Origin of the sequence: Phyllobacterium phragmitis (assembly GCF_002980495.1) — a bacterium.
Taxonomy (GTDB): Bacteria; Pseudomonadota; Alphaproteobacteria; order Rhizobiales; family Rhizobiaceae; genus Paramesorhizobium; species Paramesorhizobium phragmitis.
On sequence record NZ_PVBR01000003.1, the window covers coordinates 36,649 to 55,357 of the forward strand.

An 18,709-nucleotide genomic window follows, 5' to 3' on the forward strand; every position below is an offset into this window, starting at 1 on the left:
GGCCCCTTAACGATTGGAGGAAAAGGTGAAGGCCTGCTGTAGCGCATACATGACGCGATCCAGCATGAAGCCGATAATGCCGATGGTGAGGACCGCCACCATGATGCGGGCCAACGACGAGGACGAGCCGTTTTGGAATTCGTCCCAGACAAATTTCCCAAGGCCCGGATTCTGCGCAAGCATCTCCGCGGCGATCAGCACCATCCAGCCGACACCGAGCGACAGGCGCAGGCCGGTGAAAATCAGCGGCAGGGCTGAGGGAAGCACCAGCTTGCGGATCGTCGTCGCCGTCGAAAGCTGCAGCACCTTGCCGACATTAACGAGATCCTTGTCGATCGAGGCGACACCGAGAGCCGTATTGATCAGGGTCGGCCACAGCGAGCAGAGCGTCACCGTGACGGCGGAAATGACCAGCGATTTCGGAAGCAGGTCCGACGTGTCGGTATAAAGCGCCGAGACAATCATCGTGACAATCGGCAACCATGCGAGTGGGGAAACCGGTTTGAAAATCTGGATCAGAGGATTGATGGCGCCATTGAACGTGCGTGAAAGCCCCGAGGCGATACCGAGCGGGACGGCGATGGCGGTCGCAATGACAAAGCCCAAACCAACGGTGAAAAGCGAAGTGATGATCTGATCGACGTAGGTCGGGCGCCCGGTATAGGTGCGATCCTTGACCTGATCCGCCTTTCCTTCCGTGATCAGCTTGGCATTGCGTGCATCCTGACGCTCGTAAAAGGCCGCAGCCTTACGGCGCTCGGCAAGGTGATCGGCCCAGAGCGACTTGGCCTGCTGCGCCACCTCGACGGGGCCGGGAATGGCGCCAAGCGACGTCTGCACCTTCGGGGCAAGCACGCCCCATGCGAGCAGGAATGCCAGGATACCCGCCAGCGGGATGATCAGCACCTTCTTCAATTCGGTGAGTTGTTCGGAGAGGCTATCTCCCGCCAATATCCGCAGAATTGGCGTCAGCCAGCCAAGGCCGAAAGCATTCAGCCAGACGGCGGCCCTGTTGATGCGCTGAAACAGCGCTTCCCTGCGGGCCGCTCGTCGCGCGCTCGTCTGGCTGAGAATATCGGTAGCTTCTGTCATATTGCTATCCCTTGCAATGCAAACGCATCATCGACTGGCGCAGGCCCGCCCGCCGCCGTTTTCACGGCATCGGCCTCAGCCCCCGACAACGTCGGCTCCTTCGATCCTCTGATCGTCTTTCAAGCCGATCTTGAGGGAGCCGATGTATGCGTTGGGGTGGCGCCCGTCATAGGTGACGCCATCGATGAAATCGGAGGTGGCCGGCTTGTACCCGTCGGTCTGCCAGGGAAACTCTTCTTTCCTGGCCTTGCCTTCTTCGACCAGCATTTTCGCGGCCTTCAAATAGATGTCGGGCAGATAGACCGACCGGGCCGTTTCCGCGTACCAGGCATCGTCCTTGCCGGACGGGATCTGGCCCCAACGACGCATCTGCGTCAGGTACCAGATGGCGTCGGAATAATAGGGGTAGGTCGCGAAATGGCGGAAGAACACGTTGAAATCCGGGACTTCGCGCCTGTCGCCCTTCTCATATTCGAAGGTGCCGGTCATGGAGTTGGCGATCACCTCGGCGTCGGCACCGACGTAATCGGACCGCGACAGGATCTCCACCGCCTCCGGCCGGTTGGCGTTGTTGTTTTCATCGAGCCACATCGCAGCGCGGATCAGCGCCTTGGTCAGGGCCACCGTGGTGTTGGGATATTTCTCGGTGAACTCCTTGGTCAGGCCAAAAACCTTCTCCGGATTGTTCTTCCAGATTTCGTAATCGGTGATGACCGGAACGCCGATGCCCTTGAACACCGCCGCCTGGTTCCACGGCTCGCCCACGCAGTAACCATCGATGGTGCCGGCCTCCAGCGTCGAGGGCATCTGCGGCGGCGGCGTGACGGAGAGGAGCGCATCGGCCTTGATCTGGCCGGAAACGTCGCCCGGCGAATAATAGCCGGGATTGATGCCGCCCGAGGCAAGCCAGTAGCGCAGCTCGTAATTATGGGTCGAGACCGGGAACACCATTCCGAGATTGAACGGCTTTCCCTGCGCCCTGTACTTGTCGATCACCGGCTTCAGCGTGTCCGCCTTGATCGGGTGCTGGGGCCTGCCATCCGCGTTCAGCGGGATGTTCGGCTTCATCATCTCCCAGACCGCATTGGAGACAGTGATGCCATTACCGTTCAAGTCCATGGAAAATGGCGTGACGATATGAGCTTTGGTGCCAAAGCCGATGCTGGCCGCCAGCGGCTGGCCGGCCAGCATATGGGCACCGTCGAGTTCGCCGGTGATCACACGGTCGAGCAGCACCTTCCAGTTCGCCTGCGGCTCGAGCGTGACGAACAGCCCCTCATCTTCGAAATAACCTTTCTCATAGGCGATCGCGAGCGGCGCCATGTCGGTAAGCTTGATGAAGCCCAGCTTGAGCTCATCCTTTTCAACGTCCAGCATCTCGGCATGGGCGCTGCCCACCACAATACCGCCGGCGAAAAGTCCCGCCATCAGCAAAGAACAGCATTTCAGTCGTCTTCCCATCGCCATGATTTTGGTCTCCTTCGCCGGATCGCCGGCAGTTCCGTTTTGCTTTCCCATAAACGACAGAGAGAGCCGCAAACAAAAAAGCTGCCAAAACGAGCAATCGCGCCCGAACAGGCAGCAATCGTCGCTTTGGCAGCCTTGCCTTTGAACGCCCTTCATTGGACGTTTGCGTATGCGGGTCCCCCTCTGGACTTAAAAAAAGACGAAGCACGAACCGTGCCAATCTCAGAGATGGACTTTTTATTGTATAATTTCAATTAGTTGATCAGTTGCCGCGTTTGTCATGCGCTGAAGGTGCCGTGCTTCAGGGTAGCCTATTTTTCGCGCAAGGCTCATTTTTTGTGCAGCGCGGCGAAATGGGGCCTAGTTTCCGCGATGGCCGTTCTGGCCGGCAATGTAGGCGTCGATTGCATCCGGATCGAATATGCGGCCGTCGAAGAAGCCGTCGGGACCGAGTACCAGGCCGGCCTTTGAGGCGCCGACGGGCTGCGGCCGCGAAAGCGCGCCCTCCACTTTGAGATTGGCGCCCGGAAGCGGAGCCGGAAGGGGCTTGAGCGCTCGGCGATAGATATCCGGCCGGTAGGAATCACGGGCGATCACGGCATTTTTCGCCGAGTGCCCGCATTGTCCCCACCGCACCATCTGGCTGTAAAACCACAAGGCGTGGCTCTGCCAGGGAAATGTCGCCGCCTTGGCATGCCTGACAAAAAAATCGTCGACCTGAACGATATGATCCGGCCGGGTGGCCAGCGCACCCGTCAGGCAGCCGAGAACGAGCTTCTCATCGACATTGAGCCATTGCGGCCGCGACAGGATGGCCGCCAATTCTTCCGCATTGTCCGAGCCCGCACACCATTCAGCCGCTCGATAGAGCGCCCTCAGCAAAGCATCGAGCACGTCGCCTTGGGCATTTGCCCAGCGGGATGTTACGCCAAGCACTTTTTCCGGGCTGTTGCGCCATATCCGCGCCTTGACCGTGATGATGCGACCGCTTCCACGGCTGACGGCCACGCTGTTCCACGGCTCACCTACGCAACACATATCGATATTCCCCGAAGCCAGGGCATCAGGCATGAGCGGCGGCGGCACGACAATGATATCCACATCCCGCTCGGGGTCGACCCCGCAAGCGGTCAGCCAATAGCGCAATTCATAATTATGCCCCGAGAAAGGGTGCACCACAGCGATGCGCAGCCGCTCCATTCCCGCTTCGCTACGCGCTGCAATCACGGTCTTCAGCGCGCGGCCGGCGTCGGCTGGATCAAGATCCCCGGCCATGCCGCGGCCCGACATGTCTTCATAAAGAGGCACTGAGGCCGTGACGGCATTGCCGCCAAGCCCCAGCGCCATAGGCGCAATCAGCGGAACCGAAAGCGGCGAAAGCCCGAGATTGGAAGCTATCGGCATCGGCGCAAGCATATGGGCCGCCTCGAAATGCCCCACCGCAACACGGTCGCGTATATTGGCCCATGACGTCTCGCGGACGAGGTTCACATCAATATGCTCGTCGCGCGCAAACCCTTTTTCCGCTGCCGCAATCAGGATCGCGCTGTCGAGAAGCGGCAAAAAGCCGATGGTGATCTCTGCCCCGTCCGTCATCGCTATTCCTCCAGCAGTCCGGCAGCCATCACGAGGCTCTGCGCGATTTCAGCGATCTTGCGGTTCTGGTTCATGGCCGTTTTGCGCAGGAGCCGATAGGCATCCTCTTCGCTCAGCCCCTTCGATTTCATCAGGATGCCCTTTGCGCGATCGATGATCTTGCGATTTTCCAGCTCGCTACGCGCTTCTTCCAGCTCACGCGCCATCTTCGAAAAAGCATTGAAGCGGCTGATCGCCATATCGAGGATCGGCTTGACGCGCTCCTGCCGCAGACCATCGACGATATAGGCGGAAACCCCGGCCTCGACCGCCGCCTCGATCGTGCTTTGGTCGGAGCGGTCGACGAACATAGCAATCGGCCGGTTGACGGAGCGGGAAAGCTGAAACATGCTTTCCAGCATGTCGCGATTGGGGTTTTCGAGATCGATGACAATGACGTCGGGTCGCAGTGTCTCGATAATACGCCCGACACCTTGAACGTCGTGAATGACCGTGACATTGCCATGCCCCGCCTGCCGCAACCCCTCCTCGATCACGGAGGCGCGGATCGCGTTTTCGTCAATTACCAGAATGATCAGGTCGCGAAGCGTCATGACGGCATACATGCCGCAGGACGGATTTTTTCGCAATGCAATATTGCCAAAACAATTTGCAAGTCTTTTCATGACTAAAAAATAGGCGCGCCCGGAACGATCAGGCTCTCATGCCCGCCCCAGCTCACACCGAGCTGAAACAGCGACAGCGCATTGGTGAAGGCGGGGACATCGACGCCCTCCTTGAAAATGAAGGAGAACAGGCCTGACGTGCCGGAAAGTCCCGGCGGCAGCTGATTGCCGAGACCGGGATGGCAGACCGTCTCAACCGCATCGTGAGCGGCGAGCCTGCGGGCGATGGAAAGGGCTGCCGCCTCATGCGCCTTCATGCGCATCGGCAGGGTGCGCAGGCGGCGGATCAGGAGCCAGGCATCGAAGGGCGAAAGCTTGCCGCCGAGATAGGGATAGGCGACGCTTTTGATCTTCTGGATATGCGCCTTCGACCCGGCCACCACATCGCTATGGCCGCCGAGATATTTCGACGCCGAATGGACGACCAGATCGACCCCGAGCGCCAAGGGCTGCTGGAAGATCGGGCTCGCCCAGCTATTGTCGATGAGGCTCGTCACGCCATGCCGGCGCGCGAGCGCGCGGGCATCATGGGCTTCCATCACCCAGTTCGTCGGGCTTTCCATGTAGAAGAGTTTCGCACCCGGCAGCGCCTTGGCAACGGCATCCTCGTCGAGACCATCCACATAGGTCACTTCGATGCGGTAGCGCTTGAGCAGCGTGCCGAAGAGCCGGTAGGCGTCGGGATAGCAATGCCTGACGCAGACGATGCGGTCGCCCGGCTCGACGAAGCTCAACACGGTCGAGGAGATCGCCGCCATGCCGCTGGCAAATCCAAGCGCATCCTCCCCGCCTTCGAGCCTGGCAAGCATCTCCTCGAAATGCCTGACCGTGGGGTTCAGCCCGCGCGTATAGGTCGGGCGAACCTTTTCCCCGCGATAGGTCGCCTCCATTTCGCCATAGGATGAAAAGGTGAACAGCGAGGTCTGCACGATGGGCGGCACCACAGCGTCGAAAGCATTGCCCTCATCATGGGCGACGATGAGGGAGGCCTGATCGATGATATCGACGCCGCTTTTTATTTCGACCCGCTTTTCATTTCGACATGTCCTTGATGTCTTCCTCGACGATCTGAAGGATCGCCAATGTCTTTTCACGCGCCCTGGCGGGATCGCCGGCAGCGATCGCATCGTAGAGTTCGCGGTGAAAGGGGAAGGAGCGGCGGGCGAAATCCGGCCGGTCGAAAGGCCGGTCCCAGAAACGCTCGAACGCTTCGCGCATCTGCTCCAGCAATTGCGGAAAAAGCGAATTATGGGTGGCATCATAGATCGCCAGATGAAAGGCCAGGTCCTCGCGGCTCGACGTGCCTTTCACATTGTGCGCGTATTCCATCTCGTTCAGCCGCGCTTCGATGATGGCAAGGTCCTCCGGCGTGCGCCGGATCGCGGCGAGCGCGCCGGCCTCGGCCTCGAGTCCGCGGCGAACATCGAGCGTCTGCAACAAGGCATCGCGCAGATGCATGGCATCGATCGACAGGGGCATATGAACGGTGCCGGATGAAACGGTCCGCAGCAGATAGGTGCCGCTGCCCTTGCGGGATTCGACGACGCCGAGCGCCTGGAAATGGCGGATGACCTCGCGCACCGTCGAGCGGCCCACGGCAAGCGCCTGCATCAGCTCACGCTCGGCTGGCAGGCGATCGCCCGCCTTGAGCTTCGAGCGTTCGATATAATCGGCAAGCGCCTTGAGAACGGCGCGCGTTCGGTCGGCCGGCGGCAATGGCTGCAGATCATGCCTGGGAGCTTCGATGCTCATACTGTCCAGCCTTGTCCCGGCATATTGTACGCCTGGTTCATTCAAATTGGTCTGACATCTGATAGATTGCATCGGCGCCGGCGAGGCGTCAAGTGGCGAGCAGCCATAAATCCGCAGGGATAGCGATATCGCCGCTATCCTCCCGGATAGGTGCTGGCATATTCATTTGTGGAGGAGTGAAGAAGGTCGCAGCGAGACGCGCCGAAAGGGACCGTCAAGCAGTCCATCATCCCGCCAGAGCAGAGCAATGCTCGATTACCAGGGCCGTCAAAGGCTCCGGCTGTTTTGATTCAGAGGGCTCCCTTGCCTTCTGCCGTTTCCAGATTGCCGTTCGAATGCACACGGTTGAACGCTTCGATCTGCGCAACCAGATCCTGAACGCGTTGCTGCGCCGACGCGGCATCCGTCATCGCAGCGCGAAGGCTGCGCAAGAGAACGTCAAGTTGGAGAGCGTTAAGTTCAACAGGACTATCTTCCGACGGGCCGGGGCCTCTTCCCATCAACAGCCATGACGGGCTTACGCCCAGAATACCCGCCATCATCGCGACGCGGTTGGCGCGCGGTGCAGCGCTGTCGGTTTCCCAGGCTCTCCAGCTTGCGGTCTTGACGCCAAGCCTTCGCGCCGCCTGCGCGATCGAGAGCTGCATTGCCTCGCGGGCCAGCGAAATACGGCCGCCCATGGTGTTGTCCTGTGAGAATTCATTATCGGGATGTTGATCGAAAATCGCTCTATCCTCCAGTCTCGCCTAAGTTGTTCTGAATCTTCCGCGAAGCATCGGGGCGAGCGCCTGGGGTGCTTCGGAAACCCTACCCGAAACGGTAGAATTTAATGGGCACGGGGCGCGCACCACGCTGCCCCGGGCAAACCGCAGGTTCGCCCATGTGCTCCGCCGACTATATGCGGCCATTGTGTAAATTCTGCCACAGCGGCGCTGGGCGAAGGAAATATGCACAACTCCAAGTACCGGCGAACGACCGGCCGGGTCAACCCCCGGAGGCCTCAAAATGCGAAAGGGCCGAGCCTTGTCGAGGCTCGGCCACCAGACATGCAGTTGTCAGTCACGGTGCGCCAGCATCCGGCATCAAGGACGCGGCAGGACCGTCTCGACCGCATCGAGCGCTGCGGAAACCACGATATCGGCCTCCTCGCGCGTCAGGCAAAGCGGCGGTGCGAAGCCGAGAATATCACCCTGCGGCATGGCCCGGCCGATGACGCCGCGCTCCCCCAGCGCCGTTGCGATCTTCGCACCGATTTTCAGCGCCGGATCTAAGAACACCCGATCGTCCTTGTCCGCGACGAATTCCACCGCCGCCATCATGCCATCGCCGCGCACCTCGCCGACATTGGGATGATCTGCCAGCGCATTGCTGAGGCTCTGGCGGAAATAGGCGCCGGTCTCGCCTGCATTGCGCACGAGGTCGAGCTTGTCGATCAGTTCCAGATTGGCGACGCCTGCAGCAGCACAGATCGGATGCGCCGAATAGGTCCAGCCATGGCCGATGGGGCCAAGCTCGTCCGAGCCCTTGACCAGCACTTGCCAGACCCTGTCGGAGACGATGGTGCCGGAGAGCGGTGCATAGGCCGAGGTCAGGCCTTTGGCGATGGTGATCAGATCGGGCTTGATGCCGTAATGGTCCGAACCGAACATGGTGCCGAGCCGGCCGAAGCCGGTGACGACCTCATCGGCAACGAGCAGGATGTCGTATTTCTGCAAAACGGCCTGGATCTTCTCCCAGTAGCCGGCTGGCGGCGGAACGATGCCGCCGGTGCCGAGAATCGGCTCGCCGATGAAGGCGGCGACGGTTTCCGGCCCCTCGGCCAGGATCATCTCCTCCAACTTGTCGGCACAATGTTGCGAAAACTGCTCTTCGCTCATCGAGCGGTCGGCGCGGCGGAAATAATAGGGTGCTTCGGTGTGCAGGATCGGCGCGCGCGGCAGGTCGAACGCATTGTGGAAGAGTTCCAGGCCGGTCAGGCTTCCGGTCATGACGCCGGAGCCGTGATAGCCGCGCCAGCGCGAGATGATCTTCTTCTTTTCCGGGCGACCGAGGATGTTGTTGTAATACCAGATGAGCTTGATGTTGGTCTCGTTCGCATCCGATCCCGACAGGCCGAAATAGACGCGGCTCATGCCTTCCGGCGCGCGATCGATGATCATCTTGGCAAGCGTGATCGAGACATCCGTGCCATGCCCGACATAGGAATGGTAATAGGCGAGATTCTTCGCCTGTTCGGCGATGGCATCGGCGATTTCCTGCCGGCCATAGCCGACATTGACGCAGTAAAGACCGGCGAACGCATCGAGGCTTTTGCGCCCGGCGCTGTCGGTGATGTAGACGCCCTCGCCTTCTCGTATGATGCGTGTGGGAGTATCACCACGCGCATGCATACCCATGTGGGTCGACGGGTGGAAGAAATGATCGCGGTCCCAGGCAGTGAGTTCGTTCGAACGGTCAAGCATGTCGATTTCCTGTTATTCGTATTTCAGTTCAGGTCGAGGCAGAGATATTTGAGTTCGGTGAAGGCTTCGATGCCATGGCGCGATCCCTCACGCCCGAGGCCGGACTGTTTGACGCCGCCGAACGGAATGGGCGCGCCGGTGATCTTGACCCGGTTGAAGGCGATCATGCCGTATTCGAGCGCGCGCCCAAGCCTCGCCATGCGCGCGCCGTCTTTGGTGACGACATAGGCGACGAGGCCATATTCCGTGGCATTGGCGCGGGCGACGACCTCTTCCTCCGTCTCGAAGGACGTCACCGCCGCCACCGGCCCAAACGTCTCCTCGCGCATGATCAGCGCATCGTCGGGAACCTCGGTCAGAAGCGTCGGACGGTAAAAGAGCGGCCCCGCCTCGTGGCGGCTGCCGCCGGTCAGACAATGGGCGCCGCGCTTCAGCGCGTCCTTGACCTGCTCCTCCACCTTGAGGACCGCGCGCTCATGCATCAGCGGCCCGATATCCACGACATCCTCCAGACCCGGCGCGACCTTCAGCGCCGCGATCCTCTCGGCAAAGGCCTTGCAGAAGGCATCATGCACCGGGCGTTCGACATAGATCCGGTTGGCCGCGAGGCAATCCTGACCCGAGGTGGCGAATTTGGCGGCGATGGCGATATCTATGGCGCGATCGATATCCGCATCGGCAAAGACGATCAGCGGTGCATGGCCGCCAAGCTCCATGACGAGGTTCTTCATCGTCGGCGCGCATTGCGCCGCGATCAGCCGCCCGATTTCGGTCGATCCGGTAAAACTCATGGCCCGGACGCGGGCATCCTCGCACAGACGCCCGACGATCGTCGCGGCATCGCCGGTGACGATATTGAACACGCCTGCGGGAATGCCCGCCCGGTCGGCCAGTTCGGCAAGCGCCAACGCTGATAGCGGCGTTTCGGAGGAAGGATGTGCGACGATGGTGCAGCCTGCGGCGAGAGCCGCCGCGGCTTTTCGCGTCAGCATGGCAGCCGGGAAGTTCCACGGCGTCACCACGCCGACCACACCCACCGCCTCACGCCGGATCATCATCTCGGCATCGGCGAGATGGCTGGTGACGCTTTCGACATTGAGCCGCTTCGCCTCTTCCGCATACCATTCGATAAACGAGGCGGCATAGTCGATCTCGCCGCGTGATTCCGCCAGCGGCTTGCCCTGTTCCAGCGTCATGATCAGCGCCAGATCTTCCTTCGCCGCGAGAATCAGATCGTGCCAGCGGCGCAGCCTGGTGCTGCGTTCGCGCGGAGGTAAATCCCGCCATGCGGGAAACGCCCTTGCCGCGGCATCGATGGCGCGGCTGGTCTGCTCCGCATCGATCTGCGCCACCCAGCCGATGGCGGCGCCCGTCGCGGGATCGCGGACCTCGAATGTCTGGCCCGCCTGCCCTGCCGTCCAGTGCCCGTCGATATAGGCAAGTTCGCGCAGCATGCGACGGTCGGCCAGGCGGTCGATAGCCGCATGACGGTCCGGGCGTGCAAAATGAGCGGACATGAAGCTCTCCCAAGCTGTTGGTCAGGCTTCATTCTGGCAGGAATACGCGGAGAGAGAGGCCGTTTGCGGCAGGATTTGCGGAGAGATCGTCTCGATATCACGCATTTTGCGGAGAGATGGACTACCCCTCAAGCGGAATGAGATCGGCCACCGGCAGGACGGCGTCGTCCTTGACCGTTCTTGTCACGATATAGGTGAAATAGCGGTCGATGCCGATTTCGCGCTGCAGGAGATCATCGATCAGCCGCTGATAGGCATCGATATCGCGCGCGACGACCTTCAGGATATAATCGACGCCGCCGCCGACCGACCAGCAGGCCACCACTTCGGGAACGGCCTTGATCGCACGCTCGAACCGGTCGAAATCCGCCTGCCGATGTGCACCCAGCGTCACCTCCACCAACACGGTGGCCACCGGCGATACCAGGCGCAGCGCGATGCGGGCGTGATAGCCGGTGATAACGCCGGCTTTCTCCAGCCGCCGCAGCCGCGTCCAGCACGGCGTCGGCGAAAGCCCGACGCGTTCGGCGAGCGCCAGCTTGGTGATGCGGCCGTCACGCTGGATTTCGTCGAGAATGCGGATGTCGATCGGATCGAGTTTTAAAGTCATTTCATGTCCATTGTGGATAGACAATGAACATGACGTTGTGATTTTTCGATTGTCAATTGCACTGACTTCGATCACTTATGAAATCATGACAATATGGCGACCAGATCCCACCACCTTGCGCAGGCCGGCCTATCTCTCGCTTGCCGACCAGATCGCGCAAGCCATCGGAGATGGCAGGCTGGAAAGCGGCGCCCGCCTGCCGCCCCACCGGCGGATGGCCTATGAGCTGAACCTGTCGGTGCAGACGGTAAGCCGCGCCTATGAGGAACTGATCCGCCGCGGCCTGCTTTCCGGCGAGACAGGGCGCGGTACGTTCGTGCGCGCACAGCGGCGCGAACCCGACCCGCCCTATCTGCCCGAGCGGCTCGGCGAAGTCATCGATCTGTCGATCCTCAAGCCGGTCTGTGAGACAATGCATCTGGAGCGGATGAAGAAGGCGCTCGGCTGGCTGGCGGAAACGCTTCCGGCGAGCGCCGCCCTGTCTTTCCGACCCAATGTGGTTTTCCCCCATCACCGCGCCGTAGCGGTCGAATGGCTGAAGATCTGCGGTCTCGATGTGCCCGCCGCCAACATAAGCGTTACCAATGGCGCGACGGCGGCGATGACGGTCGCCTTGATGAGCGCCGCGCCTCCCGGCTCGACGGTCGCGACAGAAGGAATCGGCCATCATACGCTGCCGCCGCTCGCATCCTATCTCGGGCTGACGCTGCAGGGCCTCGCCATCGACGAGGAAGGTATATTACCGGAAGCGCTAGACTTATGCTGCAGAACGACCGGAATCCGGGCGGTTTTCATCCAGCCTTCCGCGATCAGCCCCACCGCGACATTGATGGGGGCCGAACGCCGGGCAGCAATTGCCGAAGTGGCGCGGCGGCATGACATCGCGATCATCGAAAGCGATGTTCTCGGCGCGCTCGTCGAAAATCGCCCAGCCCCCATTGCGGCCTTCGCGCCCGAACGGACCTTCTATTTCACCAGCTTCACCAAGACCGTCATTCCCGGCCTGCGTATCGGCTATCTCGTGGCGCCCGACCGGTATGTCGCAGCAGTGGCGAACCGGCATCTGGTCTCGAACTGGATGGCGACCCCCATGGTGGCCGAGATCGCGACCCGCTGGATCACCGACGGCACCGCGCTGGAACTGGTCCGCTGGCAAAGGGAGGCACTGCACAAGCGCCACCGGATCGTCTCGGAAGTGCTTCCCGATATCCCGTATCTCTCCCATCCACAAAGCCTGCATATCTGGCTCCCCTTGAGCGGAGAACGTACCGAGGAGGCTTTCGTGGCGCATGCGCGCCTGCAGGGCGTGGCAATCGCGCCCGGCGCTTCATTCCGCATTTCGCCGGATGAAAAAGGACGCGCCGTTCGTATCTCACTCGGCTCCACGACCGAGGAAGAACTGCGCTCAGGGCTCGGCGTCGTCGCCAATCTGCTGCGCGGAGACCCGGAACATCTGTTGCTCGCGATTTGAGCGATAAGGTGGTTTTTTCATCACGATCATTTAAATTGACATGATTTGATTTTTCGAATTGACATGATTTGATGACTACCCCATCGTCTATGCATAAGCCTGTCTCAATCAGGGGGAGACACGCATGGCATCAGCCAATGCAGCACCGATCATCGAAATTGACGGCATCAGCAAGAGTTTCGGCTCGTTCAAGGTCCTCGATGAATTGTCGTTCAAAGTCGCGCCGCGTGAAAAGCTGGCGCTGATCGGGCCGTCCGGTTCGGGCAAGACGACGATCCTGCGTATTCTCATGACGTTGGAGGGCATCGACAGCGGCGATATTCTCGTCGAAGGCGATAACCTCTATCGCATGCCTGGGAATGGCGGTCTGCGGCCCGCCGACGAGCATCATCTGCACAAGATGCGCACCAAGATCGGTATGGTTTTCCAGCTCTTCAACCTGTTTCCGCATAAAAGCGTGATCGACAATGTGACGCTCGCGCCGATGCTGACCAAGGGGGTCAAACGAGCCGACGCCGAGCGCCATGCCATGGAATTGCTTGATATGGTCGGCCTCGCGGACAAGGCGAAGGCCATGCCGGCGCAGCTTTCCGGCGGCCAGAAGCAGCGCGTGGCGATCGCCCGCGCGCTGGCGCTTAGCCCCAAGATCATGCTGTTCGACGAGGTCACTTCCGCGCTCGACCCTGAACTGGTCGAGGAAGTTCTCAATGTGTTGTGGCGGCTTTGCGAGGAGACTGACATGACCATGCTTCTCGTCACCCACGAGATGGGATTTGCCCATGATTTTGCCGACCGCATCCTGTTCTTCGACCGGGGCCGGATCGTCGAGGAGGGTAAACCCGACGAGATTTTCCGTCATCCGAAGCAGGAAAGGACGCAAACCTTCCTGAAGAAGATCATCGCGGCCGGGCACCGCGTCTAGAGCATGATCCCGAAAAGTTGCAGACTTTTCGGACAAGATCATGCGGCTAAAACAATGCAATCCGCCCGTCGCGAGAAACTCAAAAACCAAAGGAGTTGGGAACATGATCAACATCAATCGACTGACCGGCGCAGTAAGCACTGCGGTTCTTTCATCCCTTCTTTTCGCCATGCCTGCGAAAGCCGAAGATACGCTGGACAGATTGAAGGAGCAGGGCTTCGCGCGCATCGCGATCGCCAACGAGCCGCCATTTACCGCCGTCAACCCGGACGGAACCGTTTCGGGCGCTGCCCCTGATGTCGCCCGCGCCGTTTTCGAAAAGCTCGGCGTCAAGGACGTCGTGGCCTCCATTTCCGAATATGGCGCCATGATCCCCGGCCTTCAGGCCGGCCGGCACGATGCCGTCACCGCCGGCCTGTTTATGAAGCCGGAGCGCTGCAACGCCGTTGCTTATTCCGAGCCGATCCTCTGCGACGCAGAGGCATTCCTGGTGAAAAAGGGCAATCCGAAGGGCTTCAAGAGCTATGCCGATATCGCCAAGGATGCATCAGCCACCATCGGCGCGCCGGGCGGCGGCACCGAGGAGCGGCTTTCGCTTGAAGCCGGCGTTCCGCGCGACCGTGTCATCGTCGTTCCGGATGGCCAGAGCGGGTTGAAGATGCTGCAGGATGGCCGCATCGACGTCTATTCGCTGCCGGTCCTTTCGATCAATGATCTCGTCAAGAAGGCCAATGATCCGAACCTCGAAGTCGTCGCGCCCGTCGTCAATGCTCCGGTCTATTGCGATGGAGCAGCCTTCCGCAAGGACGACACCGCATTGCGTGACGCCTTCGACAAGGTCCTGGCCGAGATGAAAACCTCCGGTGAATTCGCCAAGATCATCGAGCCATATGGCTTCTCGGCGCAGGCGGCGATGTCGACAACGCGCGAAAAGCTCTGCGCCGCATCGAACTGATCCCTCTCCGTCCATAACGCTCCGGCCGCAAACCCGGCCGGAGCGACTATTCCCAAGTTCAGTAAAGAGGCATGATGCCTATGGGCCAGTGGGCCGGTTATCTGCAGCTTATCCTCGACGGTGCGCTTGTCACGATCAAGCTGACGCTGATGGGATCGGCTCTGGCGCTTGTGATGGCGTTTCTCGCCGGGCTGGGGCGACTTTCGCAGTTCGCAGCCGTGCGCTGGCTTGCGACGGCTTATATCGAGTTCTTCCGTGGCACCTCGATTTTCGTTCAGCTCTTCTGGGCCTATTTCGTCCTGCCGCTGTTCGGTCTTTCGCTGACGCCACTGCAGGCAGGCGTGCTGGCGCTCGGTCTCAATGTCGGCGCCTATGGCGCGGAAGTGGTGCGCGGCGCGGTCAAATCCATCGGTAAGGAACAGTATGAGGCGTGCATCGCGTTGAATTTCAACCGATGGCAGAGCCTCCGCCATATCATCCTGCCGCAGGCTTTCGTGCTGATGCTGCCCACCTTCGGCAACAATGCGATCGAGCTTTTGAAAGCGTCCTCCGTGGTATCCCTCATCTCGCTTGCCGACATGACGTTCCAGGCGCAGGTGGTGCGCGCGCAGACCGGCAGCACGCTCGTTCCGTTCCTGACCATCCTCATTCTTTATTTTGCCATGGCGAGCGTCATCTCTTTCGCCATCCGCTGGCTGGAGCGTTACATGACGCGCGGTCTTGACGGCATCAGGTCATAGGAGGCCACGATGGAATGGGATTGGGCCTTCGTCATACAGATCCTTCCGACCCTCTTTCAGGGCGTGAAGATCACCATTCTGGCAACATTGCTCGGCTCCGTCGTGGCGGCGGCGATCGGCCTCGTCATCGCTATTCTCCGGCGGTCGAAGAACCGGCTGGTGTCGATGCCGATGGGCTTCATCGCGGAGTTCATCCGAGGCACCCCGCTTTTGGTGCAACTCTATTTCATTTTCTATGTGCTGCCTGACCTGGGCCTTACTCTGTCGCCGCTCGTTGCAGGCGTGATCGGTCTCGGGCTGCACTACGGCACCTATACGGCCGAAGTTTATCGCGCCGGCATCGACAATGTGGCGCGCGGCCAGTGGGAAGCCGCCAAGGCGTGCAATCTCACGCCTTTCCAGACCTGGACGCGGATCGTCCTGCCGCAGGCGCTGCCGCCGATGATCCCGGCGCTCGCCAATTACTTTATCGCCATGTTCAAGGAAACGCCGCTGCTCTCGGCAATCACGGTTCTCGAACTGATGAACCAGGCACGCAGTATCGCCAATTACAACTACCGCTATATCGAGCCGATCACGCTCGTCGGCGCGTTCTTCCTCGTCATCAGCCTGATTTCGGTTGTCGGGCTGCGCTGGCTCGAACGCCGCTATGGCCGGATCGGCTGAGGAGAAGATCATGGATATTTCCACGACTATCCGGCGCACTGATTTGCCGCTCGATTATGATGCCCGCCCGATTGAAAAACGTATCGGCCTCATCATTCTTGCCACCGATCACACCACCGAGCCGGACTTCCGCAGGATGGTGGCGAGCGACCGCATTGCACTTTATACGGCGCGCATCGCCTATGCCAATCCGACGACGTCGGAAAATCTGCGGCGCATGCAGCCCGAACTGACCAGGGCGGCAAGCCTGATCCTGCCCGACGAGAAACTCGACGCGATCTGCTATTCCTGCACATCGGCGTCCGTCGTCATTGGAGACAGGCAAATCCAGGCCGCGATCTGGGCGGCCAAACCCGGCATTCCCGTCATCACCCCGACACTTGCCGCGATCAAGGCTCTTTATGCCGTGGGCGCGCGGCGCATCAGCATTCTCACGCCCTATACGATCGGCACGAGCGCGCCGATGGCCGATTATTTCGCAGCCAGCGGCTTTGACATTGCGCGCTTCACCTGTTTCGGCCTTGAAGACGATCGTCAGATGGCGCGGATCAGTCCCGCCTCGCTGGTCGCGGCTGCGCGCGAGGCGATGGCCGGGGATGCCGATGCGCTGTTCATTTCGTGCACGGCGCTTCGGGCGGCGGGCGTTGCCGCTGAAATCGAGCGCATCATCGGCAAACCCGTCATCACCAGCAATCTGGCGACAAGCTGGGCAGCACTTCGCATTTGCGGCGAGACGGAGCCGCAACCGGAGCTGGGCCGGCTGATGAGCCTACCGATGGCGGCTTGGTGAACCATGACTGACAATTTCGTCACGCTTGCCGAAATCGAAGAAGCGCGCCGCGCCATCGCCGGCAGGATCGTGCGCACGCCCACCATAGTCTCGCCGTCACTTTCGGAGCTGGCGGGGGTGCCGGTGTACCTGAAACTCGAACATCGCCAGACCACCGGCAGCTTCAAGTTGCGCGGCGCATCGAATGCGCTCAGCCACCTTTCGGATGATGAGAAGCGTCGCGGCGTGACCGCAGCCTCGACCGGCAATCATGGCAGGGCGCTCGCCCATGCCGCCAGGCTGGAAGGCGTTCACACAATCATCTGTATGTCGCGGCTGGTGCCCGGCAACAAGGTCGACGAGATCCGCCGCCTTGGCGCCGAAATCCGCATTATCGGCAATTCGCAGGACGATGCCCAGGAGGAAGTCGACCGGCTTGTCAGCGAAGACGGGCTGGTCATGGTGCCGCCCTTCGACGATCCGGCTGTTATCGCCGGACAGGGGACGATGGGGCTTGAGATCATTGAGGACGTACCGGATGTCGATACCGTTCTCGTGCCGGTTTCCGGCGGCGGGCTTGCCGCCGGTGTCGCAGCGGCGATCAAGGGATTGCGTCCGCAGGCGAAGATCATCGGCGTTTCCATGTCGGCGGGAGCGGCGATGCGCGCCAGCCTCGATGCGGGGCACCCGGTGCTTGTCGAGGAAAGCGAAAGCCTGGCGGATTCGCTTGGCGGCGGCATCGGTCTCGACAATCGCCACACCTTCGCCATGGTGCGCGATCTCCTCGACGACATCCTGCTCCTTTCCGAAGACGAGATCGCAGCCGGCATCACCCACGCCTATGCGATGGAGCGCGAGATCGTCGAGGGCGCGGCGGCTGTCGGTATCGGTGCAATCCTTGCCGGCAGGATCAGCGCTGCGGGCCCCATTGTCACCATCCTTTCAGGCCGCAACATCGATATGAACCAGCATCGTCATGTCGTCTGCGGCAACACGCACCCGCAAGAGGCCTGACCCATGCCGCGCATGACGATCCTGACTGAAACCGATCTGCGAAAAATCGTGCGGCTCGATCTCGACGCGATCGCCTGTGTCGAATCCGCCTTCGAGGCTCTGGCGACCAAGGCCGTCGCCATGCCGCCGATCCTCAGGCTCGATATTCCCGAATATCGCGGCGAGGTCGACGTCAAGACCGCCTATATCCCCGGCGTCGAAGGCTTCGCGATCAAGATCAGCCCCGGCTTCTTCGACAATCCGAAACTCGGCCTGCCCAGCGTCAACGGCATGATGATGCTCTTGAATTCGCGCACCGGTCTGGTCGAGGCCCTGCTTCTCGACAATGGCTATCTGACCGATGTGCGGACCGCCGCAGCCGGCGCGGTCGCAGCCAAGCATCTGGCGAGGGCCGATGCGACCATCGCCGCGATTTTCGGCGCGGGCGTACAGGCACGGTTGCAACTCGAAGCGCTGGCCCTCGTGCGGCCCATCCGCGAGGCGCGCATCTGGGCGCGCGATCCGCAAAAGGCTCGACAAACAGCCGAAGAATTGCAGGCAAGGCTCGGTATCGATGTGAAAGTCGAAAGCGACGCGGCAAGTGCTGTGCGCGGTGCAGACATCATCATCACCACCACACCGGCGAGCGAGCCGGTGCTGCGCGCCGAATGGCTGGAGCCCGGACAGCATATCACCGCCATGGGCTCCGATGCCGAACATAAGAACGAGATCGATCCCGCCATCATTGCAAAAGCCGAACCCTATATCGCCGACCGTCTCAGCCAGACGAGGTGCTTGGGCGAACTGCACCATGCCATCGCGGCGGGGCTTATCGCGCCTGATGCGCATTTCGCCGAACTGGGCGACATCATCTCGGGCAAGGCGACTGGGCGCTCCTCCCCCCAAGCCATCACGCTCGCCGACCTCACAGGGACCGGCGTGCAGGATACCGCCATCGCCTCGCTCGCCTGCGAAAGGGCGAAGCGCGCGCAGATCGGTACAGATTTCGAAAGCTGATAACGGGTTTTGCCC

General features: G+C 60.9%; 17 protein-coding genes and 1 pseudogene. 8 read left to right on the forward strand and 10 right to left on the reverse strand.

The genetic code is table 11. The features are described 5' to 3' along the window. Nucleotides 1–6 precede the first annotated feature (6 nt). The 10 genes and pseudogenes from C5748_RS04265 to C5748_RS04310 form a co-directional block, all read right to left on the reverse strand. Nucleotides 7–1,092: an ABC transporter permease gene (locus C5748_RS04265; protein WP_105740711.1), complete on the reverse strand. Its 1,086-nt coding sequence runs from the start codon at nt 1,090–1,092 to the stop codon at nt 7–9. 75 nt (nt 1,093–1,167) lie between these two features. Beyond that, nucleotides 1,168–2,520, reverse strand: a complete 1,353-nt coding sequence (locus C5748_RS04270; RefSeq protein WP_245428833.1) for a CmpA/NrtA family ABC transporter substrate-binding protein — start codon at nt 2,518–2,520, stop codon at nt 1,168–1,170. Nucleotides 2,521–2,919: 399 nt separating this feature from the next. After that, on the reverse strand, nt 2,920–4,155 hold the full coding sequence (locus C5748_RS04275; protein WP_105740712.1) for a CmpA/NrtA family ABC transporter substrate-binding protein: 1,236 nt from the start codon (nt 4,153–4,155) through the stop codon (nt 2,920–2,922). A 2-nt stretch (nt 4,156–4,157) separates the two neighbouring features. Next, nucleotides 4,158–4,748, reverse strand: a complete 591-nt coding sequence (locus tag C5748_RS04280; protein WP_105741004.1) for an ANTAR domain-containing response regulator — start codon at nt 4,746–4,748, stop codon at nt 4,158–4,160. A gap of 89 nt (nt 4,749–4,837) precedes the next feature. Beyond that, nucleotides 4,838–5,839 (reverse strand): annotated as a pseudogene (locus tag C5748_RS04285) (PLP-dependent transferase); the annotation flags it as partial. A 13-nt stretch (nt 5,840–5,852) separates the two neighbouring features. Next, the gene (locus C5748_RS04290) at nt 5,853–6,566 is read right to left on the reverse strand and encodes a FadR/GntR family transcriptional regulator (protein WP_199194713.1); all 714 of its coding nucleotides are present in this window, start codon (nt 6,564–6,566) and stop codon (nt 5,853–5,855) included. A gap of 296 nt (nt 6,567–6,862) precedes the next feature. After that, a complete protein-coding gene (locus C5748_RS04295) occupies nt 6,863–7,252 on the reverse strand; it encodes a helix-turn-helix domain-containing protein (RefSeq protein WP_105740714.1) in 390 nt (129 codons plus the stop codon). 402 nt (nt 7,253–7,654) lie between these two features. Beyond that, nucleotides 7,655–9,034 carry an aspartate aminotransferase family protein gene (locus C5748_RS04300; RefSeq protein ID WP_105740715.1) on the reverse strand — a complete coding sequence of 460 codons (1,380 nt, stop codon included), beginning with the start codon at nt 9,032–9,034 and terminating at the stop codon, nt 7,655–7,657. Nucleotides 9,035–9,057: 23 nt separating this feature from the next. Next, nucleotides 9,058–10,551 carry an NAD-dependent succinate-semialdehyde dehydrogenase gene (locus tag C5748_RS04305; protein ID WP_105740716.1) on the reverse strand — a complete coding sequence of 498 codons (1,494 nt, stop codon included), beginning with the start codon at nt 10,549–10,551 and terminating at the stop codon, nt 9,058–9,060. A gap of 121 nt (nt 10,552–10,672) precedes the next feature. Continuing rightward, nucleotides 10,673–11,161: an Lrp/AsnC family transcriptional regulator gene (locus C5748_RS04310; protein ID WP_105740717.1), complete on the reverse strand. Its 489-nt coding sequence runs from the start codon at nt 11,159–11,161 to the stop codon at nt 10,673–10,675. Between the two features lie 85 nt (nt 11,162–11,246). Here C5748_RS04310 and ehuR point away from each other — a divergent pair, with 85 nt between their 5' ends. The 8 genes from ehuR (at nt 11,247) to eutC (ending at nt 18,694) form a co-directional block, all read left to right on the forward strand. Then, complete coding sequence (gene ehuR, locus C5748_RS04315) at nt 11,247–12,632, forward strand: MocR-like ectoine utilization transcription factor EhuR (protein WP_105740718.1); 1,386 nt, start codon at nt 11,247–11,249, stop codon at nt 12,630–12,632. 124 nt (nt 12,633–12,756) lie between these two features. Continuing rightward, the gene (gene ehuA, locus C5748_RS04320) at nt 12,757–13,554 is read left to right on the forward strand and encodes an ectoine/hydroxyectoine ABC transporter ATP-binding protein EhuA (RefSeq protein ID WP_105740719.1); all 798 of its coding nucleotides are present in this window, start codon (nt 12,757–12,759) and stop codon (nt 13,552–13,554) included. 103 nt (nt 13,555–13,657) lie between these two features. Continuing rightward, the gene (ehuB, locus tag C5748_RS04325; protein WP_105740720.1) at nt 13,658–14,509 is read left to right on the forward strand and encodes an ectoine/hydroxyectoine ABC transporter substrate-binding protein EhuB; all 852 of its coding nucleotides are present in this window, start codon (nt 13,658–13,660) and stop codon (nt 14,507–14,509) included. An 80-nt stretch (nt 14,510–14,589) separates the two neighbouring features. Beyond that, a complete protein-coding gene (ehuC, locus tag C5748_RS04330; protein ID WP_105740721.1) occupies nt 14,590–15,249 on the forward strand; it encodes an ectoine/hydroxyectoine ABC transporter permease subunit EhuC in 660 nt (219 codons plus the stop codon). A gap of 9 nt (nt 15,250–15,258) precedes the next feature. Further along, nucleotides 15,259–15,915 carry an ectoine/hydroxyectoine ABC transporter permease subunit EhuD gene (gene ehuD, locus C5748_RS04335; RefSeq protein WP_105740722.1) on the forward strand — a complete coding sequence of 219 codons (657 nt, stop codon included), beginning with the start codon at nt 15,259–15,261 and terminating at the stop codon, nt 15,913–15,915. A 10-nt stretch (nt 15,916–15,925) separates the two neighbouring features. Then, a complete protein-coding gene (gene eutA / locus C5748_RS04340; protein ID WP_105741006.1) occupies nt 15,926–16,705 on the forward strand; it encodes an ectoine utilization protein EutA in 780 nt (259 codons plus the stop codon). Between the two features lie 3 nt (nt 16,706–16,708). Next, nucleotides 16,709–17,698, forward strand: a complete 990-nt coding sequence (eutB, locus tag C5748_RS04345) for a hydroxyectoine utilization dehydratase EutB (RefSeq protein WP_105740723.1) — start codon at nt 16,709–16,711, stop codon at nt 17,696–17,698. 3 nt (nt 17,699–17,701) lie between these two features. Then, nucleotides 17,702–18,694 carry an ectoine utilization protein EutC gene (gene eutC / locus C5748_RS04350; protein ID WP_105740724.1) on the forward strand — a complete coding sequence of 331 codons (993 nt, stop codon included), beginning with the start codon at nt 17,702–17,704 and terminating at the stop codon, nt 18,692–18,694. Nucleotides 18,695–18,709 lie beyond the last annotated feature (15 nt).

Bases quoted from the DNA above. Each gene is read 5' to 3' on its own strand.
- eutB (WP_105740723.1), top strand. From the start codon at position 16,709: ATGACTGACAATTTCGTCACGCTTGCCGAAATCGAAGAAGCGCGCCGC.
- C5748_RS04280 (WP_105741004.1), bottom strand. From the start codon at position 4,748: ATGACGCTTCGCGACCTGATCATTCTGGTAATTGACGAAAACGCGATC.
- C5748_RS04270 (WP_245428833.1), bottom strand. From the start codon at position 2,520: ATGGCGGGACTTTTCGCCGGCGGTATTGTGGTGGGCAGCGCCCATGCC.
- eutC (WP_105740724.1), top strand. From the start codon at position 17,702: ATGCCGCGCATGACGATCCTGACTGAAACCGATCTGCGAAAAATCGTG.
- C5748_RS04295 (WP_105740714.1), bottom strand. From the start codon at position 7,252: ATGGGCGGCCGTATTTCGCTGGCCCGCGAGGCAATGCAGCTCTCGATC.
- C5748_RS04275 (WP_105740712.1), bottom strand. From the start codon at position 4,155: ATGACGGACGGGGCAGAGATCACCATCGGCTTTTTGCCGCTTCTCGAC.
- ehuA (WP_105740719.1), top strand. From the start codon at position 12,757: ATGGCATCAGCCAATGCAGCACCGATCATCGAAATTGACGGCATCAGC.
- ehuB (WP_105740720.1), top strand. From the start codon at position 13,658: ATGATCAACATCAATCGACTGACCGGCGCAGTAAGCACTGCGGTTCTT.
- ehuR (WP_105740718.1), top strand. From the start codon at position 11,247: ATGACAATATGGCGACCAGATCCCACCACCTTGCGCAGGCCGGCCTAT.
- C5748_RS04300 (WP_105740715.1), bottom strand. From the start codon at position 9,034: ATGCTTGACCGTTCGAACGAACTCACTGCCTGGGACCGCGATCATTTC.
- C5748_RS04265 (WP_105740711.1), bottom strand. From the start codon at position 1,092: ATGACAGAAGCTACCGATATTCTCAGCCAGACGAGCGCGCGACGAGCG.
- ehuD (WP_105740722.1), top strand. From the start codon at position 15,259: ATGGAATGGGATTGGGCCTTCGTCATACAGATCCTTCCGACCCTCTTT.
- C5748_RS04305 (WP_105740716.1), bottom strand. From the start codon at position 10,551: ATGTCCGCTCATTTTGCACGCCCGGACCGTCATGCGGCTATCGACCGC.
- ehuC (WP_105740721.1), top strand. From the start codon at position 14,590: ATGGGCCAGTGGGCCGGTTATCTGCAGCTTATCCTCGACGGTGCGCTT.
- eutA (WP_105741006.1), top strand. From the start codon at position 15,926: ATGGATATTTCCACGACTATCCGGCGCACTGATTTGCCGCTCGATTAT.
- C5748_RS04310 (WP_105740717.1), bottom strand. From the start codon at position 11,161: ATGACTTTAAAACTCGATCCGATCGACATCCGCATTCTCGACGAAATC.